The following is a 14,928-nucleotide window of genomic DNA, read 5'->3' as shown; positions in this document are numbered from 1 at the left end:
GGCGCACGACAACATAGCAAAGGTGCTGGGCGTGCCTTTGCAATTTGGATGATCCTCGGAGTGTTAGGGCTTGTGCTGTCGATTTCGATCGCGGTCAGCATTGGTGCTGTCCGCGTGCCCTTGGGGACAGTTTGGACGATTGTCGGACATCATCTATTTCCCGGCGTGATCCCTGCCCAAGACTGGCCACGCGCCCACGAAGCCATCGTTTGGCAGCTTCGTTTGCCACGCAGTTTGCTCGCAGCTTTGGTCGGCGCGGGGCTGGCGGTTGTGGGGGCCACCTTGCAATCCGCAACACGCAATCCACTGGCTGATCCACATCTGCTTGGCATCTCGTCCGGCGGCGCGTTTGGCGCGATTACCGCGCTTTTGCATACGGGGATGATCTTTGGTCTGATCACCGTGCCGCTCTTTGCCTTTGCGGGTGCAGTGCTGGCAACAGTGCTGGTGTTGGTTGTCAGTCAGGTTGCAAATGCGACCTCTTCGGATCGGCTTGTCCTCGCTGGGGTAGCGGTATCCTTTATCGTCATGGCGCTTGCGAACGTGATGATCTTTTTAGGTGATCCGCGCGCCACCCACATGGTCGTGTTTTGGATGCTCGGTGGTCTTGGGCTTGCTCAATGGGCGCACCTTGTGTTTCCTGCGGTGGTTCTATGTGCCTGCTCTGTCTGGTTCATGATCCGCGCGCGCGATTTTGACGCCATGACCATCGGCGACGAAACCGCCGCAACGCTTGGTATCAATGTGACTAGATTTCGCCTTGCGGCATTTGTCGCAGGAGCCTTGGTGACGGGGGTGATGGTCGCCTTTTCCGGGATCATCGGATTTGTCGGGCTTATGGTCCCGCATATCGTGCGGATGGTGGTCGGCGGCGCCAATGGCCGCGTTCTTCCGGCAAGCCTGATCGTGGGGGCAATCTTTCTCGTCTGGTGCGATATCCTAGCCCGAACAATCATGGCACCCGACGATATTCCCATCGGGGTCGTGACAGGACTTATAGGCGGCCTGTTCTTTGTCTGGCTACTTAGGCGAGGGCGCTGACGACTGACCAACCGTGCGGGATCGCCTCAGACCATTTCGGGCGGCATGCCGGGAACAGGGGTCGCAGTTTTCTGGGCGGCGGTGGCGTTGTAGGGCACCAAAAACCCCTGTTTTCCGGCAGGATGCTGTGTTGCATTATCGTTGACGATTTGCTGCCAGTAAGGGAACGCACTGGCGGGAATAATAGACTGTGCAGGTGCGTCCTCAGGGAGCCAATGCCCCATGACGCGCTTGCGGATTTGCGCGGTTTCATCTGGATGGGTGAATTCGATCCCGGCTTCGGTGTCCCAGTGAAATGAGCGCCCGTTCAAATTCGCCGAAGATACAATGGCTGCTGTATCGTCAAAGATCGACACTTTGGCATGCAAATAGATCAACGGCGCATTGTGCAGGCTTGCACGTTCGGAATCGATGTCTTGGGCGTCAACCGACCTGCGCTGCACAGGGCTGGCGATCAACATCCGAGAGCCAAACGCCTGTTCAATGATATTGATTGCGCGCGTCTGGAGATGATCGCCAAACCGCCCGTCTAGCGCTGGGTTTTGTCGAAAGGCCACGGTTTCGGGCGCACCGGGAACCACAAGGATCATCCGTAGTTTTGGGTTTTCTTGGGCACGCTGCGCCAGAGCCTGCGCAAGCCCAAGATCACGAAAAAACTGCGTCTCAAGATAGATCAATTCGCGTGCCGATTTAATCAAAGCAAGATGGCGTTGATAAATTTCGGAAAGGACTGGTTTGGGGGACATCCCCCAAAGATTAGGCCCCTTTCGTTTCGCAGAAAGCGTGCGCAACAAACCGGGGGCGGGCGTGACTGGTCGCTTGCCCGCAGTCACATCGGCGAAACTGCGTAGGTGTCCAACCGCGGCTTTCGCCACTGCTTCATCCTCTAGCATTACCTGTACATCGTGCCATGTCTCTTGAGCAGGCTTGTCGTGCTGCCTGTCGTCATAGCGCCGTTCATCCAGATCAAGTCCACCGATATAGACCCAATGACTGTCGATCACTGCGATCTTTTGGTGATGCGAGGCTGGAAAAGCGGGCGCAACAAAGCGTGATCCCCGCTTGATCAGCGCGCGGATTCCCGGTGCGTCCAGTAGCGCGCGTCGCTTTTGTTGCGCAGGCAGCTCTGCAAGGCGTTCCTCGAACTGACGAATTTTCTTGGCGCCAAAAGGTCGAAACAACTGCCGTAGAATCCAGCCCATCCGCGCCGGATGTAACAAAGGTTCCACCGTCAGTTGACCATTGTCATAGTTCAAACCCTTGAGAATACGCAGGCTTTTCCAGCAGGCCTGATGCAGGTCCGTTGCCGCCACAGCATCAAAGTCCGCAAGATAGAGTTCGACGCGCACCCCATTGTTTAGGACATGCTGCAAGAGATCAGCCCAAGTATCGCCAATTGCGCGGGCCTCAACAGAGCGTAATTTTGTATTCGGATCAAAGATACGAAAACCCATGACGACTTCGGATTTTGCCGCCAGCACCTTGCGTTCAAAGGTAGGATAAGCCTCTTGCGCAGTGATCAACACCTCGAGATGGCGCGCCGGATATGTCGGTTGGTTGGTCATAATTACATCCAGATGCCATGTTCATTCCTGCGCATCGAACGCCGTCCCAATCAGGCTGTCGTCGAATTCAGAAATGGGAAAATGGATCACAACGCGGTGGGCGGCATCATCGGATGCATCAGTCACATGACCTTCCATTTGCTGCACAAAAGCACGGACCAACTGCACACCCAACCCGCCGGAATTTTCCGATGCCTCGGGCGCGATTTCTTGGCCAAGCGAGTTGCTGATCGTAAGAACGCCGCCTTCGCTCGTGGAGTCCAAAGTTACCTCTAACCACGGCTTCCCGTTGGCAGGTTTGCCAAGATATTTCAGCGCATTTGTCACCAATTCGGACACCGCCAACGTGAGCGGCACGGCCTGATCTGGGTAAACAACGATTGGATCATAGCGTTGGGTAACTTTGACCGCATCATTCGATGGCAACACAGATTCAACAATCTGCCCAACAATTGACCCCAGCAACTCATCTGCGCGTACGCGTTCTTCGGTCGATGTCTCATAGAGTTTCTGATGCACGCGCGCGATGCTCATGACCCTTTGCTGGATGTCGTTCAAGGCCGCCTTGATCACGGGTGTCCGCGCCTTACGCATTTTCATATTCAAGATAGACGCGATAAGCTGGAGGTTATTTTTAACCCGGTGATGAACCTCTTTGAGCAACACGCCCTTTTCATGAATGGCGTTGTGCAGCTCTGCCTCGTCGCGCAGCACGCTTTCGGCCATCATCTGCCATGTCTCGTCCATTTCGCGCAATTCACGCGGGGTCGCGACCTCGTACTTCGGAGGCGATATTTTGCGCGAGCGCATAAATTGCAGCATCCGGGCGCGCAGGTTTCGCGTCGGCCTGATCACCATGCGCTGCACAGCAAAAAACGCAACGCCAACGCAGGCGATCCACATCGCAACCGGAAAGAACAGCGACTGTAGGATACTCGTGTCGTCCCCCGTCAGCGAATGCCGTTTGTATTCCCAACTTCCCAAAGCATAGACCGTACCGCGCAAGATTGGGACCACTGCGAAAACACGCTTGAGCCCGCCACGCGTTTCCCCGGTAAAGGCCGCTTCTCCGCCTTGCAACAGCTCTGGAATGCTCGTGCCCGCAGGCAGGCGTTCGTGAATATTCTCAAGCCCGCCATCCGCCGATAGGATCTCTGCATCCGCGTTAAAGGTAATCAAATCAACGGGCCGGTCCTCGGCCAGCTTGCCCAATGGGCGAAACAAACGGCGATGCGGTAATGACACCCCAACGTAGCCGTCAAAAACGCCGTCCTGCATGACTGGCACGGCAACCACGATAACCGACGTTTTGCTGACTGGCGCGTCCAGCATCACAGCAACACGTTGCTCTGGATCAGTCCGCATATCCTGAAACAGATCCAGATAAGCAACATTCATGCCTTCACCACCAGAAGCACAAGCAACCGTACCTTCGGCGTTGATGTAACCTGCAAAGGAAAACCCCTGCGAGCTTTGTAAAAACGCGCTGAGCGTTTCGTCACAATCCCAACCCGTGCGGCGAAACCGCGGCACCATCGCCGCGATTGCTTGCGCCGCACCAAAGGCTGTCCGAATATATGCCTCTTCGCCCGCTGCGGCCTCTGCCGTCAAAAGCAGGATGTTCGCTTCTGACTTTCTGTCCGCCTCATCAAGCAGCTTGTAGGTCTGCAAAACGGACACCATGCCAATCGGCAAAAGCGTCACAGCAAGCAACGCCGCCATCCGAAACGTCAGGGTCTGCGCGTCAGATTTCAACCGTGTGATCAAGCAATTGTCTTTCTAGGTTGTGCACTGGCTGCGACGACCGCAAATGTGGCTGAATCTGTCAGCTCGAGCGGCTCATCATCTTCGATCCCCATCAACTCAACGAGCTTGGCACGCCCACGGTTCACCCGGCTTTTGACAGTCCCGACAGCGACCTCGCAGGTTTCAGCGGCTTCTTCGTAGGAAAAACCGGATGCGCCGACCAAAATCAACGCCTCGCGTTGTTCATCGGGCAGTTGGGCGAAGGCTTTTTCAAAGTCGCCAAGCGCCAAGCGCCCATCGTGTTGCGGCTTTTCTGAAAGGGTCTCGGCCCAGATGCCATCGACATCGGCGACTTCGCGTTTGCTCTTGCGGCGTGACGAATAGAACGTGTTGCGCAATATTGTGAACAACCACGCCCGCAGGTTGGTTCCTTGGGTGAACTTATCAAAGTTCTTCCATGCTTTTACGATGGCGTCCTGCACCAAATCATCAGCGGCCGCATTATTGCGCGTCAGGCTCATCGCAAAAGCCCGCATCGCCGGCAAATGCGTGACGATTTCATCCCTTGGGTCTTGCTCATTTGTCATCTTTAGAGTCCTGCTCTTTGAGTTGTGCAAGTAGGTCCATGAAACGATCTGGCACGTGCTCTTCGACCGTTTTCTGGTAAACCTTGCGCAAATTCTCATCGATCTGCTGCTCGAGGCTGGACTTTGTGTCGTTTTGATCCATCCTTAGGTCCTGTTATTTCCGAGGTTCAAAAAAATTATTCATTTCAGGGAACCAACGCGACGGTACCGCGTTTGGTTCCAAGAAAAATTAAAAAAGGTCGAATAAATGTCTCAAGACGATGATAGCTCTTATCTCTCGGTCAAGGTAGCAAGTCTTCTGCCTTATTTGCGGCGCTATGCACGCGCCCTGACAGGCAGTCAGAAAACAGGGGATAATTACGCCGCCGCGACGCTCGAAGCATTGTTGAGCGATAGGTCGGTCTTTGAAAAAGGGTATAGCGACAAAGTTGCGCTATTCCACGCATTCCACCTGATCTGGAATAGCGCTGGGGCGCCAATTGATAGTGGCGAGCAAGGCATCACTGAACGCGCGCAGGCGCATCTGGCAAAGCTGACGGCAAACACACGCGAGGCCCTGCTGTTGCATACTGTCGAAGAATTCAACGTGGCGGAAATCGCTGCGATTATGTCCACCGATGAAGCCGAGGTTGAGAACCTCATCAAAATTGCACACCGCGAAATGGAAGATAGCATCGCGGGCCGTGTTCTTGTGATCGAGGACGAAGCAATTATTGCGATGGATTTGCAAGATATCGTCGCCGATATGGGGCACGCGATCACCGGTGTTGCACGGACGCACAAGGCGGCTGTTTCACTCGCCAAAGAAGAGCGCCCAGACCTCATTTTGTCTGATATCCAACTGGCGGATGGGTCATCGGGTATTGATGCCGTCAATGATATTTTGGCAGCGCTGGCGGACATTCCGGTGATCTTTATCACTGCATTCCCCGAACGTCTGTTGACAGGTGAACGCCCAGAGCCCGCCTTTGTGATTACCAAACCATATTCCGAAGAGCAGGTGCGATCGGCTGTCAGCCAGGCCATGTTCTTTGCCAGTACGGAAACCCTAAACGCCTGAGTTTCCAACGTCTTCACACGAAAGCATTGGGCCGGCCAATCGGCCCAATGTCAGATGCGGAAGGTTGAAACTATGGAACGGAACGAACAGCCCGTTGGCGCAGCCACGGTCACCGATGTGATCGAACAGGCCTGCGACTTACCCGATGACGATTCAGTTGCCTGTGCTGACATTGTTCAGCAGCTAGAGACGGACAACTCCGCGCCACTTTTGCTTATACCGGCGCTGGCGGTTGTCACTCCGCTTAGCGGGATTCCCGGATTTTCCAGCCTATGTGGGATCGCGATTGCACTGATTGCGGCGCAAATGATGATGTGTCGATCACGCGCTTGGTTTCCGGGCTGGTTGCTACACAAGCGCATCCCGACAGCGCGATTGCGCGGCGCATTTGGAATGCTACGCAAACCGGCTCGTTGGATTGATACGCTCACCTCGCAGCGTATGGAAATTATACTTGATCGGCCATTGGTATTTGCACCGCAGGCTGTGTGTCTCATTTGCGGGGCGACAATGCCACTGTTAGAGCTAGTGCCCCTGACTTCGTCGCTATTGGGTGCTTTGGTCAGCCTGATGGCCATCGCAATGCTCGCGCGCGATGGGGTGTTGGCGCTGCTATCAATGCTTGGTCTGTGTGGGGTATTTGTGCTGGGCTTTTCCGTTGTGAGCTAGCGCAGCCTCGCATCTCATTCATCCAACAAAAAGGGCGGCCTAAGCCGCCCTTTCTTTGGTCTCTTGGATATCTTTAGACGGGTGGTTTACCGCGCACTGCCCGCGCAACCATTGCGATCACGAACAAGAGCAGGAATACAAAGAACAGAATCTGCGCGATACCAGCCGAAGCCGAGGCGATCCCGCCAAATCCAAAGACAGCAGCAATCAGTGCCACAACAAGAAATGTAAGTGCCCAACCAAGCATTTTAGCCTCCTAGGGTCGTTTGATTTCATGCGCCACACGGCGCGAACATGGAAAGTAAACGCCGTCGCGGCACACAAAGTTCCCCGATTTTTTTGAGATTCACTTGGGAACTATCTGCCCGCCCGTACGTTGTATCTGTAATTGGAAACAACGACAGGAGTTGAAAATGGCTCGCGCTACAACGAATGGAAAAACTGACCCGCAGGCGGATCTTCAGGCGCAGATCACTGCTTTGAAAACTGATATTGCGTCTTTGGCTGGAACGATCAAAGACATGGGCGCCGCCCAAAAAGATCACCTCGTCGCAGCGGCAAGCAACAAATCCGAAGTATTGCGCGCCAAAGGCGAAGCAGCACTGCACGATGCGCAGCAAACGGCGGGTAAAGTCATTAACGAAGCGGAAACCAAGGTGCGTGATAATCCTGCCGCCGCCGTCGGGATCGCCGCAGGACTTGGCTTTGTGGTTGGTTTGGTTGCTGGGCGCAAGTAATCACATGTTTTCGGTGATCAAACATAACATTCAGACCCAAGCCAAGCGCGCTGCGCTTGGCTTGTCCGGCGTTGTTTTGTTGACGGTCGGTATCGGGTTTTTGACCGCGGCCGCTTGGATGACGCTCGCAATGCTCGCAGACAACCGTATCGCTGCGTTGATATTGGGTGCCGCCTATTTTGGGCTTGGATTGATCTTTTTGGCGGTCTCAAAGTCCACGACTGTCGGTCACAGCCATAGCGCCCCACCGCCACCCGCGCCGCAAAGCGACCCAATCGCAGGGATGACAGCCGCCTTTGTCCAAGGGCTGAACGCCGGAATATCTGCGCGGCATCGCCGAGCAGCAAAACACGATACGTAAGATTTAGGATAGATCGAACCGTTACGGCGCATTGACCTTGCGCTTCCACTCACGGGCATAGCGGTTCAATCGTTCGTCGGGGTGCCGCGTAATTTTTTGTGTTTCTGGCCCCTGTGGCCGATCCAAAGCCAACAGAGCCGCACCCACGCTAGTTCCGGTCGCTGACGCGGCAATCCGTACATCTTGGCGCAGGGTCGCGAGCATATCCAGATAATCCGAATTCCGGGCAAAGGGGCCCTCGACGATCACGTCACCTTTGGCTCCGACCAAAGATAGGCATGTGTCTGTCATCAACGCCAAGTAATAGGCGAGCGCGACCATCTCTTGACCGTCAGAGTGTGCCTGGCCACACCACGTCATCTTGCGGCCCGCAAACGGACCCGTCGATGGTTCTACGGCGGGCATCAGATAAATGCCCTTGAGGACAGCATCGCGATCTGGCCCCGTCGGCACGACATCACGCCCTGCGCGGATGATCTCAAACTCGCGTCCGCCCATGAACCGCGCCGTCGGTACAGGGTCGCCCAAGGCGTTCACATTGATCAACGTATCGCGCGCGGGATCCAACACTGGTTGTTCAGCGCCCATCGCCATGCACACAACCCAAGTTCCGGTGGAAACAACGCTAAATGCATCCTGCTGATCCAATAAATACGGATAGAGAGAGGCATTTGAATCGTGAATGCCGCAGACAACTGGGGTATTTGCCGGAATACCCGTGCGTGCGGTGATTTCGGGGGTCACGGTCCCCAATACATCCGATGATCGCCGTGCAGGGGCCATCACATCGGCAATGCCAAGTGCCTTCACCAAAGGCGAATAATCACCCGTGTTCGGGTTCCACAGATCGGTGTGGCAACCCAAACTGGTCACATCGGTCGCCAACTGACCTGTCAGCCGATAGCCCCAATATTGCGGGTAGGTGACAATCGCTTTGATCCGGCCACGCAGGCTTGGGTCCACGTTCAACAACCAATGCAATTGTGCCCCCACATTCAACCCCATGGGCAGTGCAGGTGAGCCCGTTTCGCGAAAATCAGGGCGTATCGCAGCATAACTGTCGGTCTGAGGCCCCGCGAATTCGTAATCGAGCATCGGGATCGCCATACCATCATGATCAATCAGCGTCACAGCTGCACCATGTGTGGTGACGCTGATCGCGTCGACGCCATGCGCGGCGTGGAATTGCTGCAAACCTTTTAGGAAAAACGCCCAATGACCATCCAAATCGAAATGCGGATAGGGGCCGTCAGTAAGGACACGGTTAGGTCGCGTGATGACCGCGATTTCTGTCAATGTCTCGCCGTCAACCAAGGCAAGTTTTGCATTGGTCTTACCGACATCAATCACGGCAACATGTGTCATGGCATGTGAAAGACAGGAGTGAGCGGAACAGTGACGGGTTCGTTGCTTGGGTGGGTTTCCATGATATCGGCCATGTAAGCCCACCATTTTTGCATGATTGGATGGTTCGGAAGATCATCCATTTTGTGATCCTCAGTCCGCCAAAGCACACCGAACAGAATATTGGTGTCCGCATCCAAATGGATCGAATAATCGGATACACCCGCTTGCTTTAGCAGATCGATAAGTTCGGGCCAGATTTCATCGTGGCGTCGCTTGTATTCATCCAACTGACCGGCGTTGAGCTTCATTTTGAACGCATGTTTTTGCATCATTCTTTCCACATCGTCCAAAGCCGTGGCAAGGCAATCACCCCGATGAGCAATGCGCCAATAAAGATCGACATGACGATCCCCGGAACGTTCAACAGCCCTAAGCCAAAGGTCACCATCCCCATGACAAAGGCCGCGATCACAACGCCGGGAATAGACCCTGACCCGCCAAGAATATTTACGCCGCCCAAGACCACCATCGTGACGACCTCTAGCTCCATTCCTAACCCGATTGACGGCCGCGTTGATCCCAACCGCGATGTCAAACAGACTGCCGCAACACCTGACATCAGGCCCGTCAGCAAGAACAAAATGAACTTTACACGGTTGACACGGATGCCAGAAAACAAAGCGCCAGTTGGATTATTCCCAATGGCACAGACTGCGCGGCCAAAGTTGGTCTTGTGCAGCAGTATCCCGTAAATCACGGCGAGCACGGCAAATAGCACGAACTCAAAGCTGATCACCCAAAACACATAGCCTTGGCCAAAAAACGCAAAGTCTTTGGGATAGCCACGAAACGCCTGATCTCCCAATACAATATAGCTAATGCCGCGAAACAGGCTCATGGTGCCGATGGTCACAACAATAGAGGGCAGCCCCATGATCGTGACCAAGATGGCGTTGAAAGCGCCGCATAGAACGCCCACACTCAGCCCCGTCAACACCAGCACAAAGGTCGGGACATCAAATTGCGCGACCGCTCCCATTGCCGTTGACGCCAGCGCAATGATGGATGCAACCGATAGGTCAATCTCGCCCGCGATGATCAGCAGCGCCATGGCAAATGCAATCATCGCCTTTTCGGTAAAGTTAAAGGTCGCGTCCGATAGGTTCCAAGCGTTCAGAAAATAGGGCGAGGCAAAAGAATTCGCGACGAAAATGCCAATGGCAACCGCCATGAGCAAGGTTTCCCAGCTCTTGAGACGCTTTTGTAGTGGTGATTGCAAACGATCTGGAATGATACGATCGGCATGGGTCATTGGGCGGCCTCCGCATTCTTAAGGATAATACGGCCCTTGGTTCGGCCCGCGCGCGTGTTGACAGCAATGGCGATGATAATCGCCGAGCCAGAGATTGCCATTTGCCAAAACGGGCTGATGTTCACGACGGGCAGGGCGTTCTTGATCACCCCCAAGAACAGCGCACCCAAGACAGCCCCACCGATTGATCCGATCCCGCCTGATATGGCGATACCACCGATGACACAGGCCGCGACCACATCAAGTTCAAACCCCAGCGCGATATCAACATAGGCAACCGCATAGCGCGACACCCAGAGGTAGCCGACCAAGCCAGCGAGTGCGCCCGACAGAGTAAAGGCCCAGAACTGTGATTTACCGACGTCAATGCCTGTGTAAACCGCCGCATGCGGGTTTCCCCCCACTGCATAGAATGACCGCCCCAAGGTCGTGCGGGTCATCAGCACAAAGAATATCACAGTCATTAAGATAGCAATCCAACTCAGCATCGGCAGGCTTAGGAAATCCGCGCGAGGGAAGGCTTTGAATGCGGGCGACATTTCGTGAGAGTTGACCCATTTGCCATCCGATATCAGAAAGATCACGCCGCGAAAAATGGTCATCGTCCCCAAGGTCACAACGATTGGCGGGATGTCTAACTTCCAAACCAAAATACCGTTGAACGCCCCCAAAATCGCGCCCAATCCCACCGCAATCGCAATAATTATTGGAACCGGAACACCCGGCGCCGCGACGTTGATCATCGCGCAGACCATACCTGTCAGCGCAAGATTGGCCGCGACCGACAGATCGATACATTTTGTTAGAATGACGATCATCTGGCCAATCGCCAGCAGGATTAGCGGAGAGGTATCGTTAAATACCGCAACCAGATTATGCGGCGCGATAAATCCGGGAAAGCGGGTCGCGACTAACCCCATTAGGACAACAATCGCACCTGTCAGGATCATCTCGCGTGATTTCAGAATATGCATCTAAGCCTCCGCAATGCCCGCCGCATGGCGGACCAAGGTTTCGGGGGTCATATCATCGCCGCTGACTTCGGCGGCGATGCGGCCTTCGCGCATGACGATCACGCGATCTGACATGCCCAAGACTTCGGGGATTTCAGAGCTCACCATGATCACAGCCAGCCCTTGAGCAGCGAGCTCTGCCATGAATTCATGAACGGCGGCTTTTGACCCGATGTCGATGCCCTTGGTTGGTTCATCCAAAATGATCACCTTAGGCTGGGTCGCAAGCCATTTGGCGATGACAACTTTTTGCTGGTTGCCGCCCGACAGATTACCAACTGGCGTATCAAGCGACGCCGCGCGCAGATCTAGCCGCTGCGTATATTCGCGAGCGAGCGCAAATTCCTCTGCCAGACGAATAAACCCGTTCTTTGATGTGCGTCTGAGCGAAGCAAGAGACACGTTCTGAAAAATCGGCATGGGCCGGATCGCCCCTTGTAGGCCGCGATCCTCTGGAACATAGACAATGCCCGCCTCGACTGCGGCTGCGGGCGAGCGGATCACAGTGATCTTGCCATCTACTTTGGTCACGCCCTTGGACGGTTTGGTGATCCCAAATAGGGACTGCATAAATTCGGACCGCCCTGCACCAACCAGGCCGTAGAAACCCAAAATCTCGCCTCGGTGCAGCCTAAAGTTGATACCTTCAAATTCGGTCGGGTGGTCGTAGCCAACCACCTGCAAAACTTCGGTGCCCAAGAGGCTTTCGCGCTTGGGGAATACCTGATCAACGGACCGCCCCACCATCATTTTCACCAGAGCGCTTTCGTTGATGTCAGCGATTTTGCCATCGGCCACAAATTGACCATCGCGAAATACGATATAGCGATCTGCAATTCTGAAAATTTCGTCAAACTTATGGCTGATGAACAAGATCGCCTTGCCCTGCGCCTTGAGCTGTTCAACAAGGTCATAAAGCTCGTGAATTTCTTTGTGCGACAGCGCTGCGGTGGGTTCGTCCATGATGACGACCTGCGCATCGATCGACAAAGCCCGCGAAATCGCAACAAGATGTTTCGACGCGATGCCCAGATCACGCAGATATGCGCCGGGGTCGATCTCGGCACCGATGCTTTGCAGGATATCTTTGGCGCGGCGTGTTTGCGCCTTGGTGTCGATGAGCCCCCATTTTGTTTTCGGCGCATGACCCAAAAAGATATTCTCGGCCACTGTCAGATCATCAAACAGAACGGTTTCTTGATGGATCGCGGTAATCCCGTGGGCTGCGGCATCTTGGGCGGTCGGGAAACTGACGGGATCATCCCCGACATAGATCGCGCCGCCATCGGGCTGGTAGATACCCGTCAGGATTTTCACCAGCGTGGATTTCCCCGCGCCGTTTTCGCCAATCAATGCAGTGACTTGGCCCGGATAGAGCCCCAATTGCACCTGATCCAGCGCTTTAACGCCCGGAAAGGTTTTGGTGATGCGGTCGAGCCGTAAAACAGGCGCGTCCGTGGAACTGGTACGTTGCATAGATAGTCCAATAGGCGGGCCGCCATCAGGATGACGCCGGCCCAGTAAGAGATTAGAAAATGTCGACGAAATCAGCGATGTTGGATGCATCGTAGACAAACGGATCTGCCATCGCGCCAGAGTTGGTCTCGTCCAACGTTACAGCGCCCATACGCCCCATTGGAATTGACGCGCCGGGTTCGGCTGTTGCCTCGCCGGTGGCCAATGCATGCGCAATCATGGTCGCCGAATACCCTAGGTCAATTGGGTTCCAGATCGCAAACGACTTTGATGCGCCGGATTCAATGGCACCCGCCATCTCGGATGGTAGGCCCAGACCGGTCACATTGATTTCACCAGCTTTGCCAGCGTCGGCGACGGCTTGCGCGGCGGCAACGATACCGACAGAGGTTGGCGCGATAATCGCATCCAGATCAGGATAGGACTGCATCAGGCCCTGCGCCTCGCGGTAGGATTTATCGGCAAGGTCATCGCCATAGACGGTGGCGACGACTTCGATGCCGGGGTAGTTGCCCATCACCTTGTGCATTTCGTCGATCCAGATGTTCTGGTTCGTCGCAGTGGCCGAGGCTGACAGCACCGCAACCTCGCCGCCATCTGGCAAGTGATCGGCGGCCAACTTAATGATCATGTTCCCGATCAGCGGGTTCGATGATGGATTCAGGTGCATCATTCGCCCTTCTTCGGCGACGCCAGAATCCCAAGAAATAACTGTAATGCCACGCTGCATTGCGCGTGACAGGGCAGGGGCCACAGCATCAGGGTCATTGGCCGAAATCGCAATTGCATCAACGCCCTGTGCGATAAGGCTGTTGATCACCTCAATCTGACCCTCAGCAGTGGTGTCGGTCGGACCTGTGTAGATGATTTCAACGTCGCCGAGTTCGGTTGCGGCTTCTTCAGCGCCTTGGGCGGCTGCCTCAAAAAAACCAATCCCCAGTGCCTTAACAACCAATGCGATACGCATATCCTCGGCCTGCGCAGCCGAAGCCGTAAACGCAGCCAAGACAGCCGCGGTCGACATAATTTTCTTCATTACACTCATTTCATCCTCCCTAAACAGTGTAATCGCGGAACTAAGAGGTCGCCTCCTCAGTGTTCGCAGCCTCGACAGGGGCAACGATCAGCTTAACCTCTGCGGCGTCCAACATGGCCGCTGTCTTATCCGTAATCCCCTCGTCGGTGATGACGGTGTCGATCCGGTCCAGCCCACACAGCACAAGGCTGCTGCGCTGTTCGAATTTTGAACTGTCCACAAGAACCACCAATTCATCCGCTTGGCCGATCAGTTTCTGTTCGGCTTGAATCAATAGCGGGTCCGCCTCCATCAGACCTAAGGGCCCGATGCCTTGTGCGCCCATAAACATACGGCGGGCGTAAAAATTGCTGGTCACGTCATTTTCAAACGGGGACAGCACGATGTTTTGTTCACGGTAAATCACACCACCCGACAGCATGATTGTGTTCTTTGAATTCTTTAAAAGGTGCTCGGCGATTGGGAACGAGTTGGTAAACACCTGCACCCGGCGCGTCGCCAACGGGTGCACCATCTGAAAAGTCGTGGTCCCGCCGTTAATGATAATTGGGTCTCCATCGTCGCATAATGCGACAGCAGCGCGCGCGATTGCTTGCTTTTGCTTGATATTGATCGTTTCGTTAATCGCAAACGGACGCCCTGCCAAACCAAACACTTGCGGTGGAGTCAGGGCTTCGGCACCGCCGCGCACACGGCGCAGCTTCTTGCTTTCGTGCAACGTCGCGATATCACGACGAATAGTGGCTTCGGATGCACCAGTTAGCCCACAAAGATCAATCACCGTGACGACCGGACGGTCCTGAACGGCAGATAAAATCACCCTATGGCGTTCCGTTTCGTGCATTGATTCCTCCCTCAGAATTGGATGTTGCGTGAAAAAGACGGGCAGTGTCAATCATTATTTGTCATTATCAGTCATATAATCGCATCATTCGATCATATATGATCATTTATGATTGACATTCAGTCGCACCCCAG

General features: G+C 54.6%; 17 protein-coding genes. 5 read left to right on the top strand and 12 right to left on the bottom strand.

Going from position 1 to position 14,928, the window contains the following annotated elements:
• The first annotated feature begins 48 nt into the window (after positions 1-48).
• Positions 49-1,041 carry a FecCD family ABC transporter permease gene (locus TW80_RS14180; RefSeq protein WP_045998204.1) on the top strand — a complete coding sequence of 331 codons (993 nt, stop codon included), beginning with the start codon at positions 49-51 and terminating at the stop codon, positions 1,039-1,041.
• Positions 1,042-1,067: 26 nt separating this feature from the next.
• Here TW80_RS14180 and TW80_RS14175 read toward each other — a convergent pair whose 3' ends face one another.
• Genes TW80_RS14175 through TW80_RS18145 form a run of 4 tightly spaced genes read right to left on the bottom strand, consistent with a single transcriptional unit; the run spans position 1,068 to position 5,081 of the window.
• Entirely contained in the window at positions 1,068-2,606 is a 1,539-nt protein-coding gene (locus tag TW80_RS14175; RefSeq protein WP_045998079.1) for a phospholipase D family protein, read from the bottom strand.
• 21 nt (positions 2,607-2,627) lie between these two features.
• A complete protein-coding gene (locus tag TW80_RS14170) occupies positions 2,628-4,373 on the bottom strand; it encodes a sensor histidine kinase (protein ID WP_045998078.1) in 1,746 nt (581 codons plus the stop codon).
• Positions 4,370-4,939, bottom strand: coding sequence for an RNA polymerase sigma factor (locus TW80_RS14165; protein ID WP_045998077.1), 570 nt, complete (start codon positions 4,937-4,939; stop codon positions 4,370-4,372). Before TW80_RS14165 ends, TW80_RS14170 begins: the two co-directional genes overlap by 4 nt.
• The gene (locus tag TW80_RS18145) at positions 4,929-5,081 is read right to left on the bottom strand and encodes a NepR family anti-sigma factor (protein WP_157033285.1); all 153 of its coding nucleotides are present in this window, start codon (positions 5,079-5,081) and stop codon (positions 4,929-4,931) included. Before TW80_RS18145 ends, TW80_RS14165 begins: the two co-directional genes overlap by 11 nt.
• Positions 5,082-5,186: 105 nt before the next feature.
• Here TW80_RS18145 and TW80_RS14160 point away from each other — a divergent pair, with 105 nt between their 5' ends.
• A complete protein-coding gene (locus TW80_RS14160; protein WP_045998076.1) occupies positions 5,187-5,999 on the top strand; it encodes a response regulator in 813 nt (270 codons plus the stop codon).
• A 72-nt stretch (positions 6,000-6,071) separates the two neighbouring features.
• Positions 6,072-6,668, top strand: a complete 597-nt coding sequence (locus tag TW80_RS14155) for an exopolysaccharide biosynthesis protein (RefSeq protein WP_045998203.1) — start codon at positions 6,072-6,074, stop codon at positions 6,666-6,668.
• 73 nt (positions 6,669-6,741) lie between these two features.
• Here TW80_RS14155 and TW80_RS17895 read toward each other — a convergent pair whose 3' ends face one another.
• On the bottom strand, positions 6,742-6,915 hold the full coding sequence (locus TW80_RS17895) for a DUF1328 domain-containing protein (RefSeq protein ID WP_045998075.1): 174 nt from the start codon (positions 6,913-6,915) through the stop codon (positions 6,742-6,744).
• 166 nt (positions 6,916-7,081) lie between these two features.
• Here TW80_RS17895 and TW80_RS14145 point away from each other — a divergent pair, with 166 nt between their 5' ends.
• Positions 7,082-7,405: a DUF883 family protein gene (locus TW80_RS14145; protein ID WP_045998074.1), complete on the top strand. Its 324-nt coding sequence runs from the start codon at positions 7,082-7,084 to the stop codon at positions 7,403-7,405.
• A gap of 4 nt (positions 7,406-7,409) precedes the next feature.
• Entirely contained in the window at positions 7,410-7,766 is a 357-nt protein-coding gene (locus TW80_RS14140; RefSeq protein WP_045998073.1) for a phage holin family protein, read from the top strand.
• A 21-nt stretch (positions 7,767-7,787) separates the two neighbouring features.
• On the opposite strand, the gene TW80_RS14135 is transcribed toward TW80_RS14140, so the two are convergent.
• The 7 genes from TW80_RS14135 to TW80_RS14105 are packed head-to-tail and all read right to left on the bottom strand — an operon-like array spanning position 7,788 to position 14,794.
• Positions 7,788-9,131 carry an FGGY-family carbohydrate kinase gene (locus tag TW80_RS14135; protein WP_045998072.1) on the bottom strand — a complete coding sequence of 448 codons (1,344 nt, stop codon included), beginning with the start codon at positions 9,129-9,131 and terminating at the stop codon, positions 7,788-7,790.
• Positions 9,128-9,442, bottom strand: coding sequence for an L-rhamnose mutarotase (gene rhaM, locus TW80_RS14130; RefSeq protein WP_157033300.1), 315 nt, complete (start codon positions 9,440-9,442; stop codon positions 9,128-9,130). The genes TW80_RS14135 and rhaM overlap by 4 nt, the downstream gene beginning before the upstream one ends.
• Positions 9,442-10,425, bottom strand: coding sequence for an ABC transporter permease (locus tag TW80_RS14125; protein WP_045998070.1), 984 nt, complete (start codon positions 10,423-10,425; stop codon positions 9,442-9,444). Before TW80_RS14125 ends, rhaM begins: the two co-directional genes overlap by 1 nt.
• A complete protein-coding gene (locus tag TW80_RS14120; RefSeq protein WP_045998069.1) occupies positions 10,422-11,399 on the bottom strand; it encodes an ABC transporter permease in 978 nt (325 codons plus the stop codon). The genes TW80_RS14125 and TW80_RS14120 overlap by 4 nt, the downstream gene beginning before the upstream one ends.
• Positions 11,400-12,914 carry a sugar ABC transporter ATP-binding protein gene (locus TW80_RS14115; RefSeq protein ID WP_045998068.1) on the bottom strand — a complete coding sequence of 505 codons (1,515 nt, stop codon included), beginning with the start codon at positions 12,912-12,914 and terminating at the stop codon, positions 11,400-11,402. It lies immediately after the preceding gene.
• 52 nt (positions 12,915-12,966) lie between these two features.
• A complete protein-coding gene (gene rhaS, locus TW80_RS14110) occupies positions 12,967-13,959 on the bottom strand; it encodes a rhamnose ABC transporter substrate-binding protein (protein WP_045998067.1) in 993 nt (330 codons plus the stop codon).
• 31 nt (positions 13,960-13,990) lie between these two features.
• On the bottom strand, positions 13,991-14,794 hold the full coding sequence (locus TW80_RS14105) for a DeoR/GlpR family DNA-binding transcription regulator (protein WP_045998066.1): 804 nt from the start codon (positions 14,792-14,794) through the stop codon (positions 13,991-13,993).
• Between the last annotated feature and the right edge of the window lie 134 nt (positions 14,795-14,928).

This window comes from Loktanella sp. S4079 (assembly GCF_000967725.1).
GTDB lineage: Bacteria > Pseudomonadota > Alphaproteobacteria > Rhodobacterales > Rhodobacteraceae > Yoonia.
Note: the sequence above shows the minus strand (reverse complement) of the source record. Positions and strands in the feature narration are given on the sequence as shown.